Source organism: Mesorhizobium sp. M1312 (genome assembly GCF_040318115.1).
In the GTDB taxonomy this organism is placed as follows: Bacteria; Pseudomonadota; Alphaproteobacteria; order Rhizobiales; family Rhizobiaceae; genus Mesorhizobium.
Genome location: NZ_JAMYLQ010000039.1, coordinates 20,402 through 43,606 on the forward strand (window position 1 = coordinate 20,402; position 23,205 = coordinate 43,606).

The 23,205-nt window shown below is 63.7% G+C and carries 22 protein-coding genes; 10 read left to right on the top strand and 12 right to left on the bottom strand.

Annotated elements, in window-relative coordinates; translation table 11 throughout:
* Window positions 1–36: 36 nt before the first annotated feature.
* Both NKH36_RS30700 and NKH36_RS30705 read right to left on the bottom strand, forming a co-directional pair.
* Complete coding sequence (locus NKH36_RS30700) at window positions 37–2,124, bottom strand: PAS domain S-box protein (RefSeq protein WP_352965771.1); 2,088 nt, start codon at window positions 2,122–2,124, stop codon at window positions 37–39.
* Between the two features lie 57 nt (window positions 2,125–2,181).
* Complete coding sequence (locus NKH36_RS30705; RefSeq protein WP_352964705.1) at window positions 2,182–2,961, bottom strand: response regulator; 780 nt, start codon at window positions 2,959–2,961, stop codon at window positions 2,182–2,184.
* A gap of 46 nt (window positions 2,962–3,007) precedes the next feature.
* On the opposite strand from NKH36_RS30705, the gene NKH36_RS30710 reads away from it, so the two are divergent.
* Window positions 3,008–3,694, top strand: coding sequence for a winged helix-turn-helix domain-containing protein (locus NKH36_RS30710; RefSeq protein WP_352964692.1), 687 nt, complete (start codon window positions 3,008–3,010; stop codon window positions 3,692–3,694).
* Window positions 3,695–3,733: 39 nt separating this feature from the next.
* On the opposite strand, the gene NKH36_RS30715 is transcribed toward NKH36_RS30710, so the two are convergent.
* Window positions 3,734–3,901 (bottom strand): hypothetical protein, encoded by a 168-nt coding sequence (locus NKH36_RS30715; RefSeq protein WP_023797130.1) that lies wholly within the window; start codon window positions 3,899–3,901, stop codon window positions 3,734–3,736.
* Window positions 3,902–4,080: 179 nt separating this feature from the next.
* On the opposite strand from NKH36_RS30715, the gene NKH36_RS30720 reads away from it, so the two are divergent.
* Together NKH36_RS30720 and NKH36_RS30725 are read left to right on the top strand one after the other, a co-directional pair.
* Entirely contained in the window at window positions 4,081–4,443 is a 363-nt protein-coding gene (locus NKH36_RS30720) for a hypothetical protein (RefSeq protein ID WP_352964690.1), read from the top strand.
* A gap of 199 nt (window positions 4,444–4,642) precedes the next feature.
* Entirely contained in the window at window positions 4,643–5,116 is a 474-nt protein-coding gene (locus NKH36_RS30725; RefSeq protein WP_352964687.1) for a L,D-transpeptidase, read from the top strand.
* Window positions 5,117–5,212: 96 nt separating this feature from the next.
* On the opposite strand, the gene NKH36_RS30730 is transcribed toward NKH36_RS30725, so the two are convergent.
* Both NKH36_RS30730 and NKH36_RS30735 read right to left on the bottom strand, forming a co-directional pair.
* Window positions 5,213–8,296: an efflux RND transporter permease subunit gene (locus NKH36_RS30730; protein WP_352964685.1), complete on the bottom strand. Its 3,084-nt coding sequence runs from the start codon at window positions 8,294–8,296 to the stop codon at window positions 5,213–5,215.
* The gene (locus NKH36_RS30735) at window positions 8,293–9,549 is read right to left on the bottom strand and encodes an efflux RND transporter periplasmic adaptor subunit (RefSeq protein WP_502912148.1); all 1,257 of its coding nucleotides are present in this window, start codon (window positions 9,547–9,549) and stop codon (window positions 8,293–8,295) included. The genes NKH36_RS30730 and NKH36_RS30735 overlap by 4 nt, the downstream gene beginning before the upstream one ends.
* 150 nt (window positions 9,550–9,699) lie before the next feature.
* Between NKH36_RS30735 and NKH36_RS30740 the strand changes: the two genes are divergently transcribed.
* Window positions 9,700–10,236, top strand: coding sequence for a TetR/AcrR family transcriptional regulator (locus tag NKH36_RS30740; RefSeq protein WP_352964682.1), 537 nt, complete (start codon window positions 9,700–9,702; stop codon window positions 10,234–10,236).
* Between the two features lie 212 nt (window positions 10,237–10,448).
* Complete coding sequence (locus tag NKH36_RS30745; RefSeq protein WP_352964679.1) at window positions 10,449–10,718, top strand: hypothetical protein; 270 nt, start codon at window positions 10,449–10,451, stop codon at window positions 10,716–10,718.
* Window positions 10,719–10,996: 278 nt separating this feature from the next.
* On the opposite strand, the gene NKH36_RS30750 is transcribed toward NKH36_RS30745, so the two are convergent.
* The 6 genes from NKH36_RS30750 to NKH36_RS30775 are packed head-to-tail and all read right to left on the bottom strand — an operon-like array spanning window position 10,997 to window position 16,192.
* The gene (locus NKH36_RS30750; RefSeq protein ID WP_352965775.1) at window positions 10,997–11,962 is read right to left on the bottom strand and encodes an ROK family protein; all 966 of its coding nucleotides are present in this window, start codon (window positions 11,960–11,962) and stop codon (window positions 10,997–10,999) included.
* Window positions 11,962–12,684 carry a ribulose-phosphate 3-epimerase gene (locus NKH36_RS30755; protein WP_352964674.1) on the bottom strand — a complete coding sequence of 241 codons (723 nt, stop codon included), beginning with the start codon at window positions 12,682–12,684 and terminating at the stop codon, window positions 11,962–11,964. The genes NKH36_RS30750 and NKH36_RS30755 overlap by 1 nt, the downstream gene beginning before the upstream one ends.
* Entirely contained in the window at window positions 12,681–13,514 is an 834-nt protein-coding gene (locus tag NKH36_RS30760) for an alpha/beta fold hydrolase (protein WP_352964671.1), read from the bottom strand. Before NKH36_RS30760 ends, NKH36_RS30755 begins: the two co-directional genes overlap by 4 nt.
* A complete protein-coding gene (locus tag NKH36_RS30765; RefSeq protein WP_352964668.1) occupies window positions 13,514–14,332 on the bottom strand; it encodes a sugar phosphate isomerase/epimerase family protein in 819 nt (272 codons plus the stop codon). The genes NKH36_RS30760 and NKH36_RS30765 overlap by 1 nt, the downstream gene beginning before the upstream one ends.
* Window positions 14,332–15,408 carry a Gfo/Idh/MocA family protein gene (locus NKH36_RS30770; protein ID WP_352964666.1) on the bottom strand — a complete coding sequence of 359 codons (1,077 nt, stop codon included), beginning with the start codon at window positions 15,406–15,408 and terminating at the stop codon, window positions 14,332–14,334. The genes NKH36_RS30765 and NKH36_RS30770 overlap by 1 nt, the downstream gene beginning before the upstream one ends.
* A 10-nt stretch (window positions 15,409–15,418) precedes the next feature.
* Window positions 15,419–16,192 carry a sugar phosphate isomerase/epimerase family protein gene (locus tag NKH36_RS30775; RefSeq protein ID WP_352964701.1) on the bottom strand — a complete coding sequence of 258 codons (774 nt, stop codon included), beginning with the start codon at window positions 16,190–16,192 and terminating at the stop codon, window positions 15,419–15,421.
* Window positions 16,193–16,529: 337 nt separating this feature from the next.
* On the opposite strand from NKH36_RS30775, the gene NKH36_RS30780 reads away from it, so the two are divergent.
* Window positions 16,530–17,678 carry a Gfo/Idh/MocA family protein gene (locus NKH36_RS30780; protein WP_352964665.1) on the top strand — a complete coding sequence of 383 codons (1,149 nt, stop codon included), beginning with the start codon at window positions 16,530–16,532 and terminating at the stop codon, window positions 17,676–17,678.
* 19 nt (window positions 17,679–17,697) lie between these two features.
* Window positions 17,698–18,672 (top strand): alpha/beta hydrolase, encoded by a 975-nt coding sequence (locus NKH36_RS30785; RefSeq protein WP_352964699.1) that lies wholly within the window; start codon window positions 17,698–17,700, stop codon window positions 18,670–18,672.
* On the opposite strand, the gene NKH36_RS30790 is transcribed toward NKH36_RS30785, so the two are convergent.
* Window positions 18,660–19,682, bottom strand: coding sequence for a LacI family DNA-binding transcriptional regulator (locus NKH36_RS30790; RefSeq protein WP_502912149.1), 1,023 nt, complete (start codon window positions 19,680–19,682; stop codon window positions 18,660–18,662). The two genes, NKH36_RS30785 and NKH36_RS30790, sit on opposite strands and share 13 nt — an antisense overlap.
* Before the next feature lie 244 nt (window positions 19,683–19,926).
* Here NKH36_RS30790 and NKH36_RS30795 point away from each other — a divergent pair, with 244 nt between their 5' ends.
* The 3 genes from NKH36_RS30795 (at window position 19,927) to NKH36_RS30805 (ending at window position 23,190) form a co-directional block, all read left to right on the top strand.
* Window positions 19,927–20,871 (top strand): sugar kinase, encoded by a 945-nt coding sequence (locus NKH36_RS30795; protein ID WP_352964662.1) that lies wholly within the window; start codon window positions 19,927–19,929, stop codon window positions 20,869–20,871.
* Window positions 20,868–22,154, top strand: coding sequence for a D-tagatose-bisphosphate aldolase, class II, non-catalytic subunit (locus NKH36_RS30800; protein WP_352964659.1), 1,287 nt, complete (start codon window positions 20,868–20,870; stop codon window positions 22,152–22,154). Before NKH36_RS30795 ends, NKH36_RS30800 begins: the two co-directional genes overlap by 4 nt.
* Window positions 22,155–22,305: 151 nt before the next feature.
* Window positions 22,306–23,190, top strand: coding sequence for a dihydrodipicolinate synthase family protein (locus tag NKH36_RS30805; protein WP_352964657.1), 885 nt, complete (start codon window positions 22,306–22,308; stop codon window positions 23,188–23,190).
* The last annotated feature ends 15 nt before the right edge of the window (window positions 23,191–23,205 follow it).

A 23,205-nucleotide genomic window follows, 5' to 3' on the forward strand; every position in this document is an offset into this window, starting at 1 on the left:
ATTGTTTCAGAAGCCGATTTCCACCAGTCCGAAGTTCTAGCTGCCCAATGCGGCCTGCTCGGCAATGGCCGACAGCACGCCGCGCACGTCCAGCGTACTGAACGGCTTTTCCAGGATCTGCGGGCGCTGAGGCGCGGGCAGCGCCTCAATTTCGGCTTTCGCTCCGATCAGGTCGCCGGTGACCAGAACGAAGCGCCGCGCCAGATCAGGCTTTTCGGCGAGCAGTTCGCGATAGATTGATATGCCGCTGGTGCCGGGCATGCGCAGATCGGAAAAGACGATGTCCGGCGGCATGTGGCCGGTTAAGGTCGCGGCGGCCGATGCCCAGGCCGGCACGATCCGCGACTTGATGCCCATCAATTCCAGAATGTCGGACAGTGAGGCGGCGACATCCGGCTCGTCGTCGATGATCAGAGCATGGCGCAATCCGCTCGAGCGCGACGGGGTTTCGCCGGCGGCGGCCGCGCCGGCGGAGATCGCCGGCAACTGGACGACGAAACGGGCGCCCCTCGGCAGAACTTCCTCGAACCAGACATTGCCATTGTGCCGTTCGATGATCGATTTCGAGATCGACAGGCCGATGCCGGTGCCGACGCCGACCGGCTTGGTGGTGAAGTAGGATTCGAAGATGCGAGAGCGAATCGCTTCCGGCACGCCCAGCCCGTTGTCCTCGACCGAGAAACAGGGATTGCCGCGATCACTGCGAAACGTGCGAACCTTGATCAATCGGTCGCCGCCGATGCCGGCCAAAGCGTGCTGGCTGTTGATGAGGAAGTTGGCGGCCACTTGCGTCACATGGTCGGCGTCGGCCATGGCCAGCAACGGGCCGCTGGCGAAATCGGTATCGATAATGATGCCGGTCGACCTGGCGCCGTAGGCAGTCACTTCGAGTGCCGCGCGGACCACCTGGTTGAGGTCCGTCTCGGCCTGCGCCGCCGGATGCAGGCGCACCATCGAGAGGAAGCTCTTGACGATGCGGCCGCAACGCTCTGCGGCGGCGCGCACCTTTTCGGCGCGCACCTTGGTTTGCGGGTCTGACGCGAACTCGTGCAGCAGCGTCGATTGGGCGACGACCACAGCAAGCGGGTTGTTGAGCTCATGTGACACGCCGGCAAGCAGCGAACCCATCGCCGCCATCTTTTCGTTCTGGTGCAGCTTTTCGCGCTGGCGGCCGATCTCCTCTTCGGCGCGGAGCTTGTCGCGCAGGTCGCGGATTGAGCCGAAGATCAGGCGGCGGTCGGCGACCCGCATCTCGGTCGCCGTCAGTTCGATCGGAAAGACCTCGCCGGCCGCATTCTGGGTGACGGTCTCGATCCGCTGGCCGACCATCGGCGCGCCGCGGCCCGACATGTATTCGGCGCCCGACACATAACCCTTGCGATAATATTCCGGAACGACGGTGTCGAGCAGGTCCTTGCCGAGGATGTCGCTGCGCTGATAGCCGAACATCTTTTCGGCGGCGGGATTGAACTCGATGATCGAACCGGTCTCGTCGATGACGATGATGGCGTCGAGCGAAGCCTGCAGCATGGTACGGCGGATGACTTCGCTGGCATGGGCATCGGAAAGCGATCGTTCGATGGCGCCGCCGATGGCCAGTGCCACGATGTGCAGCGTCGCCTCTTCCTCGTCGGTCCATTCACGCTCATTGACGCAGTCGTTGACCGCCAGCGTGCCCCACAGATGGCCATGCGCAAAGACCGACACCGACAGGAACGACTTGATGTGCTGCTTTTCGAAGTCGGTTCTCAGAAAGCCTTCGAGATCGCGCGTGTGTCCGGCGAAGATCTTGCCTTGCCGCTCGTCCTCCGCCAACCGTTCCAGCAGCGGGTCCGAATTGACGACCGACTGCATGATCACCGTCGGCGACGCCAGCTCGCCGCCAAATCGGGGGTCGATCCAGTAGGCCGCGACCGACTGGGCAAAGCCCTGGCCGGGCAGCTCGCGCAGCCGAAACAGGATGCCGCGCTGGCAATCCATGGCCCCGCAGAGCGTTTCAAGGATGCTGTCCATCTCGCGCTGCCAGTCGCCGGCTTCGCGAAGCCGGCGAACGACATGGACAGCCGCCATCGCCGCGCCGTGCCTGACGCCGTGCATATCGCTGCGTGCTGCTTCAGCCGTCATGATCAGCCGTCATTTCACAGTCGTGCCACCGAGAGTGGTTACCAGTGGTCGCGCCGCTCAGTTGCCTTCGCCGGTCGGCAGCGAAAAGATATAGCCTTCGCCGCGGACTGTGCGCAGGAATTTCGGGTTGGCCGGGTCCGCCTCGATCTTCTTTCTCAGTCGCATGATGCGGATGTCGACCGCACGCGACGATTCAGGATCTTCGACGAAGCCGATCGCCTCGGAGATCGCCGCACGCGTCAGCAAACGGTTGGCCCGCGTCAGGAAGACCGCCAGCACGTCGAACTCGCTCTTGGCCATGTCGATGACCGTCCCGTTGGCGCCGGTGACGAACCTGCCGTCGAGATCGGCATGGAAAGGGCCGAAGCTCATGAAACGGCGATTGGCAGTTGCTTCGGCCTTGGCGCCCTGCGGCTCGGCCAGCTGCGGCACGCGGCGCAGCACGCTGCGGACCCTCGCCAGTACCTCGCGCAATTCGTAAGGCTTGACGATGTAGTCATCGGCGCCGAGTTCCAACCCGACGATGCGGTCGAGCGCGGTGCCGGCAGCAGTGGCATAGATGATGCCGATAGGCATTTTCGAGCGCAGCCAGCGGCCGAGCGACAGGCCGTCCTCGCCTGGCATGGCGATGTCGAGGATGGCCAGATGAAACGACTGCGTTTCCAGCAAGATTCGCGCGGCGCTGGCACTCTCAGCCGTAGCGACATCGTAGCCGCTGGCGCCGAGATACTCGGCGACCGCGTCCCTCAGATCCGGCTCGTCCTCGACGATGACAATTCGTGCCCGCACTATGCTCTCGCTCCCGCTTTCAGCGGAAAGTAGATTGGGTATAAACATCATGTCCAGCACTCATCTTGGGTTGCCGGTTGCAGGGTGGAAAAAAATGGCTGCACGATCCGTCATCGCGCTTGTTTCCGTCGCCGAAGTGGTCGCGACCGATCTCGCCGACCATCTCGAAAGACGTGGTCATGACGTGCGCGCGGTGCGGCAGCCCTGGGAGGCCGAATCCTTGCTTTCCGAAAAGGGCATCGATGTCGTCGTCGTCGGCGACAGCCTCAGCCAGGCGGAAGGGCGTGATCTGCTCAGGCGCCATGGCGGCGAGGGCGGGCCGGATTTCATCCTGATCTGCCGGCCGGCCGATCTCGTCGACAAGGTGCTGGCGCTTGAACTCGGCGCCGCCGACGTCGTCGAGAGCCCGCTTAATGTCAGGGAACTCGCCGCCCGTATCGGCGGTTTGCTGGCACGGCGCGGCAGGAACGCCGGGCAATTGGTCGTGCTGGAGAACGCGACGGTCGACCTCCGGTCGGCCATGGTCATGCATCGCTCCGGCACGGAAGAACAATTGTCGCCGGGTCAGGTGGCGCTGCTCAGATTGTTCCTGGCCAGCCCGCGCAAGGTCTTGACGCGCGACGACATCATTGCCGCTGCACCCGCCGAAAATGCCGATGCCTTCGATCGTTCGATCGATTCGCGCATCGTGCGGCTGCGCCGCAAGCTCGACACCGAAACCATCACCACCATAAGGGGTTCGGGCTACCGGTTCGATCCGCCGACGCAGTTCGCCGACTGAGGCCGGGGCCCTCACTGTACTGTCCACAGCCCCAGGCGCTCAGCGCACCACGAGAAGCGACGGACCTGACGGCATTTCGCTGGCCGCGACGAATTCGCTCGCATGGGCACGATCCCTAAGAAGCACGGTGGCGAGGCCGGCAAAGCCGAGCAGGCCCTGTGCGTAGAGCAGTGCGGAAAGCACCGAAGCTGCAAATTTCGTGTTCATCGTTTCGTCCCCCAAATTTGGTTTAGGTTCGCTTCAGGGAAACCCCCGAAGTGCCCGCGCCGCCAGCGGAGCCCCCCGTCGCGGCGCGGGCCTTCGGTCCTCTCGGCTGCAAGTTGCCGGAGGGGCCGCGCATCTTCTTCAGCCCAAAACCGACCCGCCAGAGGGCCTTGAGCCGGTTAATGCGCAGGCTGGATACAATCCAGACAGTGGCGAAAAACAGTGCGGCATGCAGCGTCGAAACTTCGCCTGAAGTCATCTCCGCAAGCTTTGGCATCGCGTTGCCGGCGAAGGTGCCGACACCGCCAATGATCGCTGCAGCTATGCTTATCCTGAAAAGCCAGGAGATCGCGTTCGATTGCATGTTCATCTTCATTTGTGCCGGCTGTTTTCGTTGGGTCAACTCTGCGGGTGGCCTGTATCCAGATCATGCCGCTAAATGCCGCGCTTTGTTGCAGATTGGTTTCGACGCAAGTCAAATTTCTTTCACATCAGGCAAGATCGCACTTTCGTTTGGAGATGGCGGTAGCTTTCCGCAGGTCTAGGTTCGGCAACCCGTGGGCGTTATGCCAACGGTTGGCCATGGTCCGTCCTTGGGATTCCGCGGAGGGACTTCCGGCCGTTAATCAGAGGAAGCAGATTCGAAACAGAAACGTCTGCCACGCGAAATCAATTCGAAACGTGACCCGACGATAAGCCGGTCATCGAATTGGAGCCGGCCATGTCCGGCAGACGGGGGCTATCATGTACACTGCCATTTCTGCCAAGCTCATCAACATCGCTGCCGCCGCCCTCACGAGTGCGGTTCTTCTGTTCGGCGCCGGTAATGGCGTCGCCCATGCCGCCAATCGGGCCGCCAATCAGATCGTGGCGCGCATTTCGCTTTCGCAGCAGACGATGCATGTCCTGGTCGACGGGCGGCCGACCTTCGCGTGGAAGGTCTCGACCGGCGCCAGGGGGCATGTCACCCCGACCGGCTCGTTCAAGCCGACCCGTATGCATCAAATGTGGTATTCGAGGAAATACGACAACGCGCCGATGCCGCATTCGGTGTTCTTCAAGGGTGGCTACGCCGTTCATGCGACCAATTTCGTCAAGCGCCTCGGCCAGCCGGCCTCGCATGGCTGCGTGCGGCTGCATCCGGACAACGCCGCCGATTTCTACCAGCTTGTCGAGATTTTCGGTCCGGCCAACACCCGGATCGTCATCCTCAAATAGATAACCAAAGATGATCCGCCTGCGGGTATAAATACATTCCGGGTCGGATATCACTGCCCAAGAGAAAGGCCGGAAATTTCCGGCCTTTTCTGTCAATCAATCAACCGGCACCGGCATCAGCTTCGGGTCCGGCTTCTCGGCGTGATGCGGCAGGTCCTTGCTGGCTATGAAGGTGTAGAACATCGGCACCACGAACAGGGTGAACATGGTCCCCACCAGGATGCCGGTGAAGATCACCAGGCCCATCGAATAGCGCGCCGCCGCACCCGCGCCGCTGGAGATGATCAGCGGCACCACGCCGAGCGCCATTGCAGCCGTCGTCATCAGGATCGGCCTTAGCCGCACCCTGGCCGAGGCGACGATCGCATCGCGCCGCCGCATCCCATGGATTTCACGCTGCTGGTTGGCGAATTCGACCAGAAGAATGCCGTGCTTGGTGATCAGACCGATCAGCGTGATCAGGCCGACTTGCGTGTAGATATTGAGCGTTCCCAGCCCCAGATTGAGCGGCACGATCGCGCCGAAGATCGACAGCGGCACCGACATCATGATGATCAACGGATCGCGAAAACTTTCGAATTGCGCCGCCAGCACCAGATAGATGACCAGAACGGCTGCCGCGAAGGCGATGATGATCGTGTAGCCCTGTTCCTTCTCCTGCCGCGACTGGCCGGTATAGTCGATGAAGAACGTATCGGGCAGGCTTTCCCTGGCGATATCCTCAATGGTCTTCAGCCCGTCGCCGGTGGTGACGGTGGGCAATGGCAGAGCGGAAATCGTGGCGGAGTTCAATTGGTTGAACTGCTCGATCACGGCCGGCGAGGCATTGGTCGAGATCTTTACCACCGCCGAGAGCGGCACCATCTCGCCCGACGCGCTGCGCACGAAATACTCGGCCAGCTTTTCAGGGTTGTCGCGGAAGTTCTGCGGCACCTGCGGGATGATGTCGTAGCTGTTGGATTCGCGGTCGAATTGCGCCACTTCAGCGCCACCGACCAAGAGGGTGAGCGTCCGGCCGATGTCGGCGATCGGCAGGTTGAGTGCTGCGGCGCGGTCGCGGTCGATCGTCACCGTCACCTGCGGCGCGTCGAAGGACATCGAATTCTGCACGGCGAGGAAACGACCGGAGGCCTGCGCCTTGTTCTTGATGTCCTCGGCCGCCTCATACACCTGGGAGGCCTCTCCGGTCGAGCGCACCACCATCGTGATCGGCAGGCCGCCGCCGGAGCCGGGCAGCGTCGGCGGTGCGAAGACGAAAGCTTCGACGCCCGCAACCTTGCTGAGGCGACCCGTGATGTCTTCCTGGAGTTCCTTCGAGCTGCGCGTGCGGTCGGCCCAGTCCTTGAATGCGAAGCCGACGAAGGCGTTGTTCGTCGGGCCTTGGAACGCGACGGCGGAGAATCGCGCCCTGGTTTCGGGGATATTATTCACCAGCCCGAGAATCTGGTTCACATAGGTCTCGGTGTAGTCCGACGTCGCATAGCGCGGCGCGTTCACAATAGACAGCAAGAAGCCCTGGTCTTCTTCCGGCGCCAGTTCGCTGGCGGTCTTGGTGAACATGAAGCCGGTCGTGGCCACCAGTGCGATGACGATCATCAGCGTCACCGGGCGATATTTCAACGAGCCGCTGACCAGCCGCTCATAAATGTTTTCGACGCGCCCGAACGTGCTGTCGACAATACGCTGGAAGCGGCTGTGCGAGCCGGCCCTCAGGATGCGTGCCGACATCATCGGCGTGACGGTGAGGGCAACGACACCCGAAAGCACCACCGAGCCGGCAAGCGTCACCGCGAATTCGCGAAACAGTGCGCCGGTCAGGCCGCCGGTGAAGGCCAATGGCGCGAACACGGCGGCCAGCGTTATTGTCATGGCGATGACGGCGGACGAGATCTCCCGCATGCCGTTGAAGGCCGCCTGCATCGGCGACAAACCGTCTTCCTCCATATGGCGGTGAATGTTCTCCACCACCACGATGGCATCGTCAACGACGAGGCCGATCGCCAGCACCATGGCCAGCAACGACAAAAGGTTGATCGAATAGCCCAGCGAAAACAGCAGGAAACAGACGCCAATCAGCGACAGCGGAATGGTCACGATCGGCATCAGCACCGAGCGGAAGGAGCCGAGGAAGAGCAGGATGACGACGATGACGATGACGACCGCCTCGCCGATGGTCTTGAACACTTCCTCGATCGACGCGCTGATCTGCTCGGTCGAATCGTAGACGATCTCGATCGTCATGCCTTGCGGCAGAGTCTCCTGGATCGTCGGCACGATTTCGTGGATCGCCTCCGCCGTCGTCAGCGGATTGGCGGCCGGCGTCGGGAAAATGGCGAGAAAGATGCCGGGCTTGCCGTTGAAAGTGACCCTGGTGTCGGTGTTCGCCGCGGCAAGCTCGACGCGCGCCACGTCGCGCAATCTCACCACATTGCCATCTGTCGAACGAAGCGGAAGAGCGGCGAAAGCCTCCGGCGTCTGCAGCGTCGAGCGGACGGTGATCGAGGAGGCGACGTATTCGTTTTCGGTGTTGCCGGGTGCTGACAGGAAATTCGATGCGTTGATGGCGGTCAGCACTTCCGACGCCGTCACGCCGCGCGCCGCCAGTTTGATCGGGTCGATCCAGACGCGCATCGAATATTCGGCGGCGCCGAAGATCTGCACGTCGGCGACACCCTCGACCGTCGACATGCGAGGCCGCACGACGCGCTCGATATATTCGGTGAGCTGTTCCGGCGTCATGTTCGGATTCTGCATCGAGATATACATCATCGCGAACTGCTCGCCGGTGCCCTTGACGATCACCGGGTCTTCGGACTCGTCCGGCAGGTCGCCGCGCACGCTTTGTACCTTCGACAAGACTTCGTTCAGCGCGACGTCGGGGTTGGAGCCGAGTTTCATCTGCACCGTCACGGTGCTTGAGGACGGCCGGCTCGCCGACGTGACGTAATCGATGTTTTCGGTCGAAGCGACGGCACGGGCGATCGGCGCGGAAATGAACCCCTGAATCAGGTCGGCGCTGGCGCCGGGATAGGCCGTGGTGATCGTGATGGCCGTTTCTTCGACCTCCGGATACTGCCGGATCGAGAGGCTGAAGATGCCCTGGAAACCCAGTAGCAGGATCATCAAGGCGAGCACGGTCGTAAGGACCGGACGGCGGATGAAGATGTCGGAGAAGCTCATTTCTGGGCTGCCTGCTGGTTTGCCGGCTTGGTCGGATCGATCGTGTTGTCGACGGCAACGGACATGCCGTTGGAGAGGCGGTTCTGGCCGGCGGTAACGACTTCGTCGCCGGGAGCGATGCCTTCCAGGATCTCAGCCAGGCCGGCGTTGCGGCGGCCTGGCTTGACGAACACCTGGGCGAGCACGAGCTGCGGCTTCTGCTCTTCCGCCGTCGGTGCGGCCGGCGCAGCAGCCGGTTCTTCCTCGGGTTTTGCCGCGGGCGCTTCGGCCGCGGGGTCCGTGGCCGGCTTTTCTTGCGGCTCCGCCGCAGCAGCAGGGGCGGCGCCGTCGGCCGCAGCTGGCTTTGCCGGACGCACCACGAAGACGAAGTCGCCGTAGAGGCTGGAGGTCAGCGCGGTCTGCGGCACCGTCAGCACGTTGTTTTCCTCGGGCAGTTCGACGCGCACCTGCACGAACTGGCCGGGGGTCAGCTTGGCTTCGGGGTTGGCGACCTCGGCCCTGACCGTCACCAGCCGGCTGGCCGGGTCGATCTTCGGGTCGATACCGCGAATGGTGCCGGTGAACGGCAACTCGCCGTCACCGACGCCCAGCCGCACCTTCTGGCCGATCTTGAGCAGCGGAAGCTGCTGTTCGGGAACCGAGAAATCGGCCCGCATCGTCTCCAGATCCTGCAGTGTCGCTACGGAAGTGCCGGGTGTGAGATACTGGCCGAGGTCAATCCTGGGGATACCCACCGTGCCGCTGAAGGGCGCGGTCAGCAGCTTCTGCTCGAGCACCGCCTGCAGCCTGTTGACCTGCGAAGCGGAAGCCGATGCGGCTGCCCGCGCCGAGTCGAGCGTCGATTCCGAGCCGACACCGCGTTTCTGCAGTTCAAGGGCGCGTGTCAACGCCGTCTGGTCGAGCGCTGCTTGCGCCTTCGTCGCTTCGAGATCGGCGCGCTCGGCGGCATCGTCAAGCTGAAGGAGACCCGCGTTGGCTTCAACCTTCTGATTTGCGTGAAACAGGATATCCTTGACGATGCCGGCGGCTTCGACGGCCAGGTCGACGCCGCGGACCGCACTCACAGTGCCGATCGCCTCGACGCCCGGCGTCCAACTCGTCGGCTTGACGATTGTCGTCGACACGGTCGCGGCCGGCGGCTTCATCGTGGCGAAGAATTGCTGCATTGCATTGTCGCGGAACAAATTGAAGCCGACGATGCCGCCGCACACCAGCACGAGCAGAATGAAGGCAATGATGAAACGCTTGATCACGAACAGTCCCCTTGGCCATGGCCCGGCATAACGGTCGGATGACCGAAACACATACCTGTGACTGGTCCCGATTTCAAATGACGGCGATCTTACTGTACCGTCTGGACGGTCTTGTCAATTCCGCGTAAGCTAATGTATGGGGAACGATTGATGAAGGCCCGCAGAGCAAATTCGCGTGAGAAGATTCTCGCCGCCGCCGCCGATGTGGCGCGCGAGACGGGTCCCGGCAGCCTGTCGCTGGATGCAGTTGCCAATCGCGCCGGCGTGTCGAAAGGCGGCTTGCTGTACAATTTCCCGACCAAGGCGAAACTGATGCAGGCGCTGGTGGAGGATTACCTGCGCGAGTTCGGACACGCGCTGGAGGCCGCCCGCACGGCCGGCGCCAGCGGCGAAAGCCCGCTTGCGACTTACATCAAGCTTTCAGCCGAACATGCGGAGGAATCGAAACCGTCGGCTTCCTGGATATTTTCGGCGATCGCCGAGGATCCCGATTTCCTGACCCCAATAAAATCGTTCAGGCGGCAGGTTTTCGAGCGGCTCAAGGGAGAGACCCCGGACCTCAAGGCGCTGCTGGTCTGCTACCTCGCCATCGAAGGACTTCGCAGCATGAACCTGTTCGATTCGGATGTTCTTTCGGTCGACGAACGCCAGTTGCTGGTATCGTCCTTGCTGGAGATCGCGGGATAGATTGCCGCGCAGGGCGGGCGAAGCCACCTTGGTGAGATCCTCCCCGCTCGCCGGCACGAGGGGCGCCTTGCTGTTGTAGACGATGCCGGTGGTGACCAGCTTGGTCGAGAAACAGGTTGAGCTGGTTGGCCAGAGTGCAGTTCAGGGAACTTTTGCTCGGCTGGCGATTTTGGATGTATGGTGGGAACCCGAACGGCCAGAGGGTGTTGCCGATGACGACAAAACGCTTTGCGATCCGCGCTATCGCGTTCACAATGGGCTGCAGCATATCCGCCGCGGCCTTCGCTGGAAGTCGCGACCAACGGGCTGACCCTGAACGCTACGTTCCCGCCGAAGGCGACATCATCGACATCCTGTTCGGCGGCCCGCGCTACTATGACCAGCAGTTGTTCACGACAGCCGCCGGAGCCTGCTCCTACCACAGGGTCGGACCCGACGCGAATGCGTTGAACAAGATCAATGATCACCATTGCGGGAAGTAGGCAGGCTGCGGCGATCGCCAGCTCAGTCGGGCGATGCAGCGGCGCAGAATGAAGACTGTAGCGATCCTTCGCGCCCCCCTCTGTCCTGCCGGACATCTCCCCCTCAAGGGGGGAGATTGCGGCTTCGGCGCTGCGCTCACTCCTGCGATGTTGGAGATTGGCGAAAGTCGAGATGAGAGCTGATCTCCCCCCTTGAGGGGGAGATGTCCGGCAGGACAGAGGGGGCGCTGTCTCGCCGGCATCTCAAGGCTTTGCACCGAAGCGCATTCGGCCGCTGGTCAGTTAGATACGCCCGGTTCGCCTTCCCACAGGATCAGGCTGGCCGCGCCGATCAGTCCGGCGCGGTCGCCAAGCTGCGCCGGCACGATCGGCACGTCCCGGTAGGCCGGCATGGCCCGCTGCTCGACGGTCGCCCTGATGGTTGGAGCCAACAGGTCGAAACCGTTGGCAAGGCCGCCGCCCATGACGATCACGTCCGGCGAATAGAGGTGAAGCAGGTTGGTGAAGCCGATGCCGAGCCACCTGGCTTCCGCCTCGATCAGCTCGAGCGCACTGATATCGCCGGTACGTGCGGCCTCGACGACGTGCCTGGCCGAAACGTCGCCGTCGGCCGAAAGGCGCCTGAGCAGGGAGCCGTCGCCTGGCGCTGTCAGCGCCGTGGCACGCCGCCCGAGCGCGGTTCCGGAGGCGACCGCCTCGAAACAGCCGACAGCGCCGCAGAAGCAGCGGTCGCCCTCGCCGGTGATGGTGATGTGACCGATCTCGGCGGCAAGCCCGCGCCGGCCATGATAGATGTGGCCGTTGGCGACGACGCCGCCGCCGATGCCGGTCGATACGGTGACGAACACCAGGGATCCGGTGCCTTGGCCGGCGCCGAAGCGCCATTCGCCAAGGGCGGCCGCATTGGCGTCGTTTTCCAGCCGCACCGGCAGGCCGAAATGCTTGCCGAGAATGTCGATCAACGGCACATCGTGCCAGCCGGCCAGCGTCGGCGGTGCGATCACGATCCCGGCTTTGGGATCGAGCGGACCCGGCGCGCCGATCCCGATGCCGACGACATCCGCCGGTGGGCGCTGTGTCAGAAGAGCCCCGGCCAGTGCGATGATCTGGCCGATCACCGCATCCGATCCCGCGGTCGCCATCGTCGGTGCCGAAACCTGCGCGACGACGCGGCCGCCGCTCTCGACCAGCGCACCGCGCAGCTCCGTTCCGCCGAGATCGAAGGCGAGGGCCAGTCTTGTCATCAGGCGGCGACCTTCAGCCCATGCAGCCAGGCCATTCGCTGCGCGAGGTCGGGGTCGCCGAATGCCAGCGATCCGAGCACCACCGTTTCGGCCCCGGCGGCGCGCAGGCGCGGCACCGTCTCGTGGCGGATGCCGCCGTCGGCAGCCAGGACGATGTCGGCCTCCCGCCCGGCCTGCCGCATCAGTGTGCGCGCCTCGATCAGGCGTGGGCAGGCCTGCTCGGAAAGGCTCTGGCCCTTGACGCCGATGGATGTGCCGAGAAGTGTCACGAACGCCACTTCGGGCAGGAACGGCATGACCGCAGCCACCGGCGTCTCCAGCCTGAGCACCACGCCGGCCTCGGCGCCGAGCTCATGCGCCAGCCGCACGGCGCGCAGGCCGGCTTCGCCGTTTTCGGCATGGACGCTGACCAGGTCGGCGCCGGCTTGGATGAACTGGCGCGTCTGCTCCTCCACGATCTCGGCTTCGACCATCAGGTGCACATGGATCGGCCTTGCCGTCAGCCCGGCGATCCGCGCCACCAGATCCGGGAAAAACAGGAAGCCGGGGGTGAAGCGGGCGTCCGCGACGTCGATGTGGTGGAGGTCGACAAAGGGATCTATGCGCTGCAGGTCGCGCTCCATATTGGCCAGGTCGGCCGACCACAAGGAAAATTCGCCGAGCAGCCGGTTGCGCGGCAGGGCGGCGATGGCGTCGGGACCGGACAAGGAATTGGTCGTCATGACGGAATGAGGCTCCGGAAGTTGAAGTGGGCGTGAAGGAAGGTCGTGACCTCAGCCTGCAGCTCGGCGAAATGCCTGACGCTGTCGAGCGCCTTGGGATGGATTTCGGCAAAGGCCGCGCCGGGAATGGTTGCGGCGAGCGCATGGGCCGCCGAGAGCGGATGCACCGCATCCACGGCGTTGCCGATGACCAGCGTGGGGATGCCAAGCGCTGCGGCGTCAGTCGCCGAAACGCCCGGGCCGTCCGCGGCAATGTCGGCGAGGACCTGCGCGAATGACGGGGCGTCCGGCCGGTCGAAATAGCCGAACAGCGAGGCGAGATTGTCGGGTGCTTCACGCTGCAGGCGTGCGGCGGTTTCCGATTGCGCGAAAATCGTCCTGGCCTTGTCGGGTCCGTGGTCAAGGATCAGGCCGGCTACCTCGGCGATCGGCTGCAGATTGCCCGGCGCGCTGTCGAAAATCCAGGCTGGCCGCACCAGCAGCAGGCCAGCGACGCGGTCTGGATGACGGCAGGCCAGGCGCATTGCGATCGCCGCGCCCATGGAAATGCCGCCGGCGATGAAACGGTCGAGGCCGGCCTGATCGGCGGCGGCAACAACATCGTCCGCGAACATGCTCAGGGAAAACGGACGGCGGCTGCCCAGTCCGGAGGCGCCGTGTCCGCGGCATTCCAGCGTGATCCGCCGCAACCCCGTCCCGGAAGGAAAGGCCTGGGCGACCTGCGCCTCGCCACCGCCCAGCCCGTGCTGAAAGACGACCGCAAGCCCGTCGCCTTGGTCGGAGACCTGGAGCGCGGCGTCATCGCGAAGCAGCGTAGTCAGGCGCGCCATCACACCAGCCCTTTGAGGAAGCGGGCAACGCTGGGTGCCTCTTCGGCCGAGAGGCCATGCGTGACCAGCGGCCCGTCAAAGCCCGATGCTTTCACCCTGGCGACGAAATCCGCAAAGTCGACGACACCCCGGCCGGCCGTAGCGAAGCGGCCGTCAGCGAAACGGTCCTTGGCGTGGGCCATGGCGACATGGCCGGCCGTGGTCTCGACCGCAGCGGCGACGATGGCGCGTGCTTCCTCGGGGCTCGCCTGCTCGAACAGGTTCGCCGGATCGAGCACGATGCGCAGCCGTTTCGAGCCCATCTCTGCAATGAGGCGCATCGCATCCGACGCCGAGGTGACGATGTTGGCGTGTTCGGGCTCGATGCCGAGGTCGATACCGTGACGTTCGGCGAGATCAAGCGCCTTTTCCATCTCGCTTGCCACGTCGGCCCATGCCGAGGGATCGGTATTGTCGGGGTGGTGTGTCCATTGGTCGTCGCGGTTGCGTGTACCCGTGCAGAGCGTGACGAGCGGAACGGAAAGGTCTGCCGCGGTCTCGATGACCACGCCAAGCCGGCGCAGGCCGTCGTCGCGCACAGTCCTGTCCGGATGGGCCATGTTGTAGGTGCCCGAGAGCGCTGCCAGGGCGACACCGGAAGCGTTCGACGCGGCCGCGATGGCATGAATGGCGTCTTCCGGCACCGCATCGGGCATCGACGGCAGGCCGGCGCAGGCCAGGTTGAACTGGGTGACGGCAAATCCCGCGTCGCGGACCGCTGCCAGTACGCCGGCCGGTTCGCTGCCCGGGAAGGTCTTGGCGAACACCCCGATCTGCATCAGACCGCTCCCGTGACGCTGGCGATCTCGACGCGATCACCGCTTTCGACCGAACGGGCGATCGCCACCATTGTCCGGATCGAGGCAAGGCCGTCCTCGACGTTGGCGCCGCGCATTGGCTTGCCATCAAGGATTATCTCGGCGAGGCCTTCGAGCTGCCGCCTGAAGAAATGACCGTCCGCGCCGAGCGGCTTGCGCGACGTCGCATCCTTCTCGTGAAAGATGTCGACCTCACTGGCGCGGAAGTACCAGGGATTGAAGGTCTTGGCGATTACCGAGCCGTTTTCGCCATAGAGCTGGAAGCCCTCGTGCCAGTCCATGCGGATAGCCACGGTGAGGTCGAGATGGCCAAGGGCACCGTTGGCGAACTCGGTTTCGACGAACCAGCAATAGGCGCCGAAACGCTCGTTGAGGCGGGCGCGTACCGCGACGATCTCGCCGCACAGGAAGCGCGCGGTGTCGACGAGGTGCGAGCCGTGCGCGAGCATGAAATACTGCCTGAGGTCGGCCTTCGGATTGCCGCCCGGTTTGCGCGCCAGCTTGCTGGTGACGGGCAACGGCTGGACCGCGTCGGTGTTGGTATAGCGGTGGGTAGAATCGCAATACCAGGCTTTTAGCGCCAGGATCTCGCCGATCTCGTCGCGGACGAAATCGCGCGCCGCTTCCAGCGCCGGGTCGAAGCGCTTCATGTGGCCAACCTGCAGCACCTTGCCGGAGCGCTTGACTGCATCGGCGAGCATCTCGCCCTCTTCGACCGAGACGCCGATCGGCTTCTCGCACAGCACGTGCTTGCCGGCCTCGAGCGCCTTGATCGACATCGGAACGTGGTAGGCGTCGGAGGTCGCGACGATCACCGCCTCCAGTTGCGGGTCGGCGAGCATCTCATCGTAGTCGCCATACATCTTTTCGGGTTCATAAGTCGCGCCCATGCGCGCCAGCAGGTCGGGGGCGGCATCGCAGATCGCATAGAGGTCGGCATTCCCGGCCTTTACGCAGGATTCGAGATGGGCGAATTGCGCGATCGGCCCGCAGCCGAGCACGCCGACACGAAGGCGACGGTCTTGCTTTCGAATCATGGTCTCTTCCTCACACGCCGTAGCCGCGCATGGTCTGGCGGTTGGTCTTGACCGCGGCCGCCGGATCGGTGGCGGCGGTCTCGGATTCCTCTTCCAGCACCAGCCAGCCGTTGAAATGTGGCGCCGCACGGGCGATGTCGATCACAGCTTGGGTATCGCAAACGCCTTTGCCGAGCATGGCCCAGGTGCCGCTGGCATCGACGTCCTTCAGGTGGATATAGCGGATGCGGTCCCGATATGTGGTGAGCGTGTCGATCATGTCTTTATGGCCGCGCAAGATGTGGCCGGTGTCGGGCACCCAGCCGACGAGCGACGGATCGATCAGTGCGAAAATCCGGTCGTAGTCGGCACGGTCGAACAGCAGCGTGTTGTGGTGGGAACTGGGATGGACGGCGATGTCGACGCCGGCCTTGCGCCCGAGTTCGCCGGCCCTGTTGTAGACCTCGGCCGCGATGGCGAATTTGTCGTCGCGCGGGCCTTCCGACACGACGGTGGCCGAGCCCATCGAGACCAGCGCGCCTGGAAAGGCGGCGGCGAAATCGATCCAGCGCCTGGCGGTCTCAAGGTCGGCGCCGATCTGATCCTTGAGCGTAAAACCGCTCTTCGAGCCGAAGGCGAAGGCGACGAGGGTCAGCCCGGCCGATTTCAGCGCGGCGGCGAAATCCGCCGGCCTGCCGACATAGCGGCCGATCATCGTGTCGGTGATCTCGATGCCGGCATAACCGCCGTCGGCGATCGCTTTCAAGAGATCGTCGGGACCACCTGTAAAACGGTCTCCGAGCATTTCCCAGGTAAAGGTCTGGCACCCGACTTCCAGGTCTTTCACGATCGTCCTTTCATTCCTTGATACCGCTCATTCTTTGATGCCACCTTGGGTCAGCCCTTCGATGATGTGCCGCTGGAAGAACAGCACCAGCATGATCAAGGGGACCCGGCTCCTTCTCGATGTCAGTCATTTTCTCTTCCTAGCGCTGGCAGCCCCCCAGCCAGCATTTCCGCATGTTCCATAAAAATTTTACGCGCGTCAATATTTAAAATACTGTAAGGCGGCTTTCGAATGTGATCCGTTGCTGGTGCAATAACTCAGCCAGGATATGCGGCGTTGGGAGGTAGACTAAGATATGCTAGGAAAATCAGGAGCTACGCTTGGTATCGGCGTCGTCGGATGCGGCAACATCTCGATGACCTATTTGCGAAATGCGGCTCTGTTCGGCGAGGTGGAGCTGCGCGCCTGCGCCGATATATCGCCTGCCATCGCGGCCCAGCGCGCCCGCGAATACGGTATCCGGGCTCTCAGTGTCGATGCGCTTCTGACCGATTCCGAGATCGACCTCATCCTCAACCTGACCATCCCGGCGGCGCATTTTCGATGTTCGTTTTCAGCGCTTACGGCGGGAAAGCACGTCTTCACCGAAAAGCCGCTGGCGACTTCGGCCAAGGACGGCCGGCGCCTTGTCGCCGAGGCGGCGGAGCGCGGGCTGCTGCTGGGCTCGGCCCCGGACACTTTCCTCGGCGTTGCCGGGCGGCGGGCGCGCCGCCTCATGGACGAGGGCGCGATCGGCCGCGCGGTGACCGGCACGGCCTTCATGATGGGGCGCGGCATGGAGCATTGGCATCCCAATCCGCAATTCTATTATCAGCCCGGCGGCGGACCGGTCTTCGACATGGGTCCCTACTACCTGACGATGCTGGTCAATTTGCTCGGGCCGGTGGCCCGCGTGATGGCGATGACGACGCGGGGCCAGGAAGAGCGGCTGATCACCGCCGAAGGCCCCAATAGGAACACCAGCTTCAAGGTCGGCACGCCGACCAACATCCTGTCGCTGCTGGAGTTCCGCTCGGGCGCCACCGTCACCTTCGGTGCCTCGTGGGATGTCTTCAGGCACTCCAACCACCCGATCGAGCTGCATGGGACCGAAGGCTCGCTCAGGCTGCCCGATCCGGACACGTTCGGTGGCACCGTCTCGCTGTCGGAGCGGGGCGCCGACTGGGCCGACTTCCACAGTGAGAGCGAACTCTATGGTGCGCGCAATTGGCCCTATGCCGCGCCGGATCGCGCCAACTACCGCATGCTTGGCGTCGCCGATCTTTCGCGCGCGCTGACAACCGGAAGAAAGCCGCGTGCGTCCGGTGACCTTGCGCTGCATGTGCTGGAGATCATGGAGGCGATTCTCGCTTCGGGAGAGAGCCGCGAGTCTGTCGCCGTCCACGCAACCGTCGATCAGCCGCCGCTCCTCCAAGAGGACGAAGCGGCCAGCCTGCTTGCCTGACATCGGAGGGTTTACGATGATGACGTCGCTTTCGCCCTTGCTCGATCCGGAGGCCCGGCATGTGCTCGACCTCGACCGGCAGGCGGCTGCCCCGCTATTCGAAACCGGCACGCCCGAAGAAGCGCGCCGCGCCTATGAGCAGGACTTTCCGGCACTCCAGGGCGAGCGCGAGCCGGTCGGCTCACTGACGGAGTGCACCATCGCCGGGCCTGGCGGCCCGTTAACGCTCAGGATCTATCGCGGACAAGAGGCGGCCGCAGCCGGTGCTCCGGCGCTGCTCTATCTCCATGGCGGCGGCTGGGTGATCGGCAATCTCGACTCCCATGACGAGATCTGCCGGTGGTTTGCCAATCTGGCGGCCTGCGTCGTCGTCTCGCCCGATTACCGGCTGGCGCCGGAGCACAAATTTCCGGCGGCGATCGAGGATTGCCGCGCTGCACTTTCCTTCATGCAGGACGGCGCGGGCGATCTCGGCATCGATGCAGAACGGATCGCTGTCGCCGGCGACAGCGCCGGCGGCAATCTCGCTACCGTGCTGTGCCTGCTTGCGCGCGGCGACAAGAACCGTCCGACCGCGCAACTCCTATTCTATCCGAACACGGACGCCGCGCAGGCGGCGGACAGCTATCGCCGCTTTGCCGATGGCTATGGTCTGACGTCGGCGACCATGGCCTGGTTCCGCGACCACTACATTAACCATGCCGGCGATATCGATGACTGGCGCGTGTCGCCGCTCAAGGCCGCAAGCCTTGCCGGCGTGGCGCCGGCTTTTGTCGCAATCGCCGGTCATGACATCCTCGCCGACGAAGGCGAGGCCTACGCGAAACGTCTGGAAGATGACGAGGTGCAGGTCGTCCTGCGGCGCTGGCCCGGCCAGATCCACGGCTTCGTCTCGATGGGCCGCCATGGGCCGGCGGCGCGGCAGGCGGTCGGCGCGGCGGTTGCCGCATGGCGCGGCTTCGATCCTGTCTTTGGAAACGCTCAGGCCGACTGACGCATGACCAGTGCTGCGTCGAGACTGACCTTGGGGGCAACTGCCGCGCCGTCCTCGTCCAGCAAGGCCAGCAGCGTCTCGACGCTGCGTCCCGCCATGGAAGCGAAATCCTGCGCCATGGTGGTGAGGGCAGGACAGGTATAGCGGCTCAGCGGATGATCGTCATGAGCCGCGACCCGCAGGTCGCAATCGGCTCTGCGACCGACTTTGCGGCCTTGTGAATAGGCGGCAGCCATCACGCCAAAGGCGAGACGGTCGTTGGCGCACAGGATGGTCTTTCCCGGCAGGCCACCATTGCCGAGCATCTTTTCCATCTGCTCGTAGCCGATTCGCTCGAAATCCCACGTATAATCTTCGGTGTTGCCGACGATGACAGGCTCATGGCCGAGTCGCTGCATGGTGGCGACGTAGCTGTTCACTCGCTCTGGCGAGTTGTGGTTGACATGCGCGATGTCGAAATAGACCGGGGCATCGCCGGAACGACAGAGATAATCGACGATGGTCGAGACGCTCTGGCTGTTATTGTTGCCGACGAATGGGGTGTCGCCCTCCAGATAAGTGTCGAAATAGACGATCGGTATCGCCTGCGTCAGCTTCTCCAGCGTGCCGTGGTCCGAACGCAACCCAAGCGGCGCAATCAACGCGCCGGAAACTTTAAGCGAAAGAATGGTTCGCGTCGCTTCCACTTCGAGCTCGCGCGAGCCATGCGAGGAGATCACGATCGGCCAGTAGCCCTCGTCGCGCAGCCTGAGTTCGATGCGGCTGACCATCTCGGAATAGAAGGGATCGGCGACCGTCGGCACCACGATGCCGATGCTGCGAGTTCGCTTTCGGTTCAGGTTGCGCGCAAAGAGATTGGGCTGGTAGTCGGACGCGCGCAGCGCCACCTCGATCCGCTGCCGTGTCGCCGGCTTGACACTGGTCGGATCATCAAAATATTTCGATAGCGTCGGCCTGGAGACGCCGCAAGAGCGAGCAAAATCCTCCATCGTCTTGTGCGTCATCGGCATTATTTCCTCGCGCCGTTCCTCAGCGTCGCCCGGTTCCCTACATTCGGTGCGTCGGCCTGCAACCGCAAGTCGAAACTTTACAGACAAACCCAGCAGTTTCCATGCGTAAATTTATTAATTGACGCGAAAAAGCACAAGCCGTATTCACCTCCATCGGCGAATTCGAAATTCCTATCTCCGGAAAATGCTCGCGAGGTTCATCCGCAGCGAGGCCGGGCGAAACGCACGGGAGGGATTCCGCGAGATGAAGAAGCTGGTCAGTGCCGGCGAGATACTCGTCGAGATCATGGCCGAGCGGATTGGCCAGAGCTTTCTCGAGCCTGGTCCGCTGCTTGGACCCTACCCGTCCGGCGCGCCCGCCATCTTCATCGGCCAGGCGGCGGCGCTCGGCCAGCCGGCCGGCCTCGTCGGCGCCGTCGGCGACGACGATTTCGGCAGGCTCAACATCGAGCGGCTGCGGGCGCTGGGCGCCGACGTGTCGGCGATCGCGGTTCACAAGGGCCATGCAACCGGCACGGCCTTTGTGACCTACCGGACCGACGCCAGCCGGCATTTCGTCTTCAACATCCGCAACAGCGCCGCCGCCCTGATTGAGACCGACACCGCGGCGACAAAGCTGCTCGCCGGTGCCGATCACGTCCATATCATGGGCTCGTCGCTGTTTTCCGACCGCGCCATCGCGGTGGCGCTATGGGCGATCGAGACTGTCAAGGCCAAAGGTGGAACCGTGTCCTTCGATCCGAACATCCGCCGCGAGATCATGCATGCGTCCGGCATGCGCGCAGCACTTGACCAAGTGCTGGCGCGAGCCGACATCTTCCTGCCGAGTGGCGAGGAGCTCTTCCTGTTTTCGTCGGCGAAGGACGAGAAGGGCGCGGTCGAGGAATTGCTGGCCCGTGGCGTGTCTTGCATCGTCCTGAAGAAAGGCGCCGCCGGCGCCACCTATCATGATCGCCACGGTGCGGTCGCGTCGTCAGGCTTTGGCGTCGACGAGATCGATCCGACCGGCGCGGGTGACTGTTTCGGTGCTGCCTTCGTCTCGTTCTGGTTGCGCGGGGCGGCTCCTGCAGACGCGCTGCAGATCGCCAATGCCTGCGGTGCGCTTGCCGTTACCCGCAAGGGCCCTATGGAGGGCATTTTCCCGCTTGAAGCGGTCGAGGCATTCATCGCCACGGAGAACACGCAGTGAGTGACGCGACGCACAGGTTTGCGAACATTGCGGCCAGGCGCGCCGCAGGCGAGAGAAGTGGCATCGCCTCGGTCTGCTCGGCGCATCCGCTGGTTATCGAGGCCGCCCTGCGTCACGGCGTGGCGCGGCGCGCGGATGTGCTGATCGAGGCCACCTGCAACCAGGTCAACCACGAGGGCGGCTATACCGGGATGACGCCCGCCGGCTTCCGCAGCTTCGTCGAGGCGCATGCGCAGAAAGCGGGTTTCCCAATTGATCGCCTGATCCTCGGCGGCGATCATCTCGGGCCGAATCCCTGGAAGCACCTGGCAGCAGCTACCGCGATGAAGAAAGCGGGGGCGATGATCGATGCCTATGCGAGCGCCGGCTTCACCAAGATGCATCTGGATACGAGCATGGCCTGCGCCGACGATCCAGCCGTGCTTGCCGACGAGATCATCGCCGCACGCGCGGCTGAACTTGCGGCTATCGCTGAGGCGGCAGTCGAGTGCGCCGGCAGCGAAAGGCCCGTCTACGTCATCGGCACCGAAGTTCCGGTGCCGGGCGGTGCGCTGGAGGCGCTCGACCACCTGCATGTGACGGCGCCCGAAGATGCCTTGCGCACCGTAGATATCCACGCGCGAGCGTTTTCCCGTGCCGGCCTCGAAGCCGCTTCTGCCCGTGCGGTCGGCGTCGTCGTCCAGCCCGGCGTCGAATTCGGCAACGCCGAGATCGTGCCCTATGCGCCGGCCAAGGCGACCGAACTGGGGGCTGTGCTCGACCGCATGCCGCAATTTGTTTTTGAGGCGCATTCGACCGACTACCAGCCGGCCGAATCGCTTAACGCTCTCGTTCGCGACGGCTTCGCCATCCTCAAGGTCGGACCCTGGCTTACTTTCGCGCTTCGCGAAGCGCTTTATGGGCTCAGCCATATCGCCGATATGCTCGCGCCGGACCCTTCGCGCGAAAGCCTGCCTGCCGCGATGGAACGCATCATGCTGGCGTCTCCGGACAATTGGCAGAAATACTATCCGGGCACGTCGGAAGAGCAGCGCGTGCAGCGGCATTTCTCGCTCAGCGACCGCATCCGGTATTACTGGCCGACGCCGGACGCGCAACGCGCGACGCAGACGCTGCTGGACGTGCTGAGCGAGCAGCACGTTCCCCGGCCTCTGATCAGCCAGTATCTGGGACAGCTCGACGCCGAGGTTGCGGCAGGCCGGGTCAAGCCCCTCGCGCACGACCTACTGATCGGCAGCATCACCCGTGTCCTCGATATCTACGCGGACGCGACGGGACAGTAGGGATCGCGCTGCCGGAAAGACGGCATCCGCCTAAATTCGCCTCTTATCCATCCGACGTCGACGTCGTTTCGAAAACGGCGCCGCCGCAATTTACAACTAACATGTTAGTGTGCTAATGCTGCGTGCACATTGATATCTGGAGAGAATAGCAGTGGCCTCGCGCTTTGGTCTTTCGGTTGCCCTCACCACGCCTTTCGAGCCGTCCGGGCAAATCGCCATCTCTCCCATGATCACGCAGGCCCGGGCTTGCCTTGGCGCCGGCTGCAGCAGCGCAACGCTCTTCGGCACCACCGGGGAAGGCGCCTCGGTGGGCACGGGAGAGCGGCGGATCGTTACCGAGGCCATGCTGGCCGCCGGCATTCCGGCACATCAGCTCGTCGCCAGCGTGCTGGTCGATGCGGCCGAAGACGCTGCCGAACAGGCGCGGCATGCCTTGCAATGCGGCGTCCGCAACATCCTGCTGGCTCCACCGAGCTACTTCAAGAATGTCGGCGAGGACGGGCTGTTCGGATGGTTTTCCGCCGTTTTCGCTGCGCTCGGCCCGCTGGCCCGCGGCGTCCTCCTCTACAACATCCCTTCTGTCACCATGGTGCCGCTTCCGCTTGCCCTGATCGGTCGGCTGCGTGCGGCTTTCCCCGGCGTGGTCGCCGGCGTCAAGGATTCGGGTGGCGACTGGAGCTACAGCGAGGCGCTGCTAAGAGCCCATGGCGACCTGGTGATCCTAATCGGCGACGAGCGGCACCTGGCCAGAAGTGTGCGCCAGGGCGGGCAGGGCGCCATTTCCGGCATGGCCAATTTCGTCATCGGCGAAATCCTCGCCATGGCCGAGGATGGCCGCGACGATGCCCGCGTCGAGAGCTTCGTGCTCGAATTGCTCAAATATCCGGTCACCCCGGCGGTGAAGGTCATGGTGGCGCTCAAGACCGGCGACGAGCGCTGGCTGGCGGTCCGTCCGCCACTGGAGCCGATCACTTCGCAGGGGCGGCAACAGCTTGCTGCCGCCTATGACAGTCTGTTTGCGACAGAGCCGGCCTGACCGGCAAGGGAAGCG

Bases quoted from the DNA above. Each gene is read 5' to 3' on its own strand.
- NKH36_RS30795 (WP_352964662.1), top strand. From the start codon at position 19,927: ATGAAGAAGCTGGTCAGTGCCGGCGAGATACTCGTCGAGATCATGGCC.
- NKH36_RS30710 (WP_352964692.1), top strand. From the start codon at position 3,008: ATGGCTGCACGATCCGTCATCGCGCTTGTTTCCGTCGCCGAAGTGGTC.
- NKH36_RS30775 (WP_352964701.1), bottom strand. From the start codon at position 16,192: ATGCTCGGAGACCGTTTTACAGGTGGTCCCGACGATCTCTTGAAAGCG.
- NKH36_RS30740 (WP_352964682.1), top strand. From the start codon at position 9,700: ATGAAGGCCCGCAGAGCAAATTCGCGTGAGAAGATTCTCGCCGCCGCC.
- NKH36_RS30790 (WP_502912149.1), bottom strand. From the start codon at position 19,682: ATGCCGATGACGCACAAGACGATGGAGGATTTTGCTCGCTCTTGCGGC.
- NKH36_RS30700 (WP_352965771.1), bottom strand. From the start codon at position 2,124: ATGACGGCTGAAGCAGCACGCAGCGATATGCACGGCGTCAGGCACGGC.
- NKH36_RS30760 (WP_352964671.1), bottom strand. From the start codon at position 13,514: ATGGCGCGCCTGACTACGCTGCTTCGCGATGACGCCGCGCTCCAGGTC.
- NKH36_RS30780 (WP_352964665.1), top strand. From the start codon at position 16,530: ATGCTAGGAAAATCAGGAGCTACGCTTGGTATCGGCGTCGTCGGATGC.
- NKH36_RS30785 (WP_352964699.1), top strand. From the start codon at position 17,698: ATGACGTCGCTTTCGCCCTTGCTCGATCCGGAGGCCCGGCATGTGCTC.
- NKH36_RS30765 (WP_352964668.1), bottom strand. From the start codon at position 14,332: ATGCAGATCGGGGTGTTCGCCAAGACCTTCCCGGGCAGCGAACCGGCC.
- NKH36_RS30745 (WP_352964679.1), top strand. From the start codon at position 10,449: ATGACGACAAAACGCTTTGCGATCCGCGCTATCGCGTTCACAATGGGC.
- NKH36_RS30720 (WP_352964690.1), top strand. From the start codon at position 4,081: ATGCGCAGGCTGGATACAATCCAGACAGTGGCGAAAAACAGTGCGGCA.
- NKH36_RS30755 (WP_352964674.1), bottom strand. From the start codon at position 12,684: ATGACGACCAATTCCTTGTCCGGTCCCGACGCCATCGCCGCCCTGCCG.
- NKH36_RS30705 (WP_352964705.1), bottom strand. From the start codon at position 2,961: ATGTTTATACCCAATCTACTTTCCGCTGAAAGCGGGAGCGAGAGCATA.
- NKH36_RS30770 (WP_352964666.1), bottom strand. From the start codon at position 15,408: ATGATTCGAAAGCAAGACCGTCGCCTTCGTGTCGGCGTGCTCGGCTGC.
- NKH36_RS30730 (WP_352964685.1), bottom strand. From the start codon at position 8,296: ATGAGCTTCTCCGACATCTTCATCCGCCGTCCGGTCCTTACGACCGTG.
- NKH36_RS30715 (WP_023797130.1), bottom strand. From the start codon at position 3,901: ATGAACACGAAATTTGCAGCTTCGGTGCTTTCCGCACTGCTCTACGCA.
- NKH36_RS30750 (WP_352965775.1), bottom strand. From the start codon at position 11,962: ATGACAAGACTGGCCCTCGCCTTCGATCTCGGCGGAACGGAGCTGCGC.
- NKH36_RS30725 (WP_352964687.1), top strand. From the start codon at position 4,643: ATGTACACTGCCATTTCTGCCAAGCTCATCAACATCGCTGCCGCCGCC.